General features: G+C 46.7%; 1 protein-coding gene. It reads right to left on the bottom strand.

Annotated features, from left to right (window positions below):
• Positions 1–90 precede the first annotated feature (90 nt).
• Positions 91–475: serine hydrolase domain-containing protein (locus tag A3761_RS24945; RefSeq protein ID WP_156492118.1), on the bottom strand; the 385-nt coding region annotated here is incomplete at its 5' end.

The following is a 475-nucleotide window of genomic DNA, read 5'->3' as shown; positions in this document are numbered from 1 at the left end:
AGAAAGAGCAGGAATTAATCGAGCAGCCAGATGAAGAATTTCGTTTTCATAGCGGGCCAGTGACTGCTTAGGTTTAGTTGGCTGGCGTTGCTATATGCAGCTGTACAAAGCATCAATTAAGGCTTTGGCGCAGGGCCCTGTTTCATTAATCGGGTGTACTCGATTGCCACAATAGCCAAAGCTGATTTTTGCATCTGGGTCAGCAAAAGCAATAGCGCCGCCTAAACCGGGGTGGCCGAAGCTTCTAGGGTTGTCACCTGTTTTAAAATACGGGTTGTTCAACATAAAGCCCGTTCCATAGCGAAAGTGGCGGTGGGTCATGACTTCAACACCATCCCACTGCTCTTTTATCGCGTCTTCCAAGGCCGCTTTGCTGATAAGTCGATGGTCTCGATTGAGTTCATCGATAGTTCCTTCCATTGACAATAGGCTATAAATCTTTGCGATATTTCTAGCGTTACTATGGCCATTGCCA

This window comes from Oleiphilus sp. HI0123 (assembly GCF_001635315.1).
Note: the sequence above shows the minus strand (reverse complement) of the source record. Positions and strands in the feature narration are given on the sequence as shown.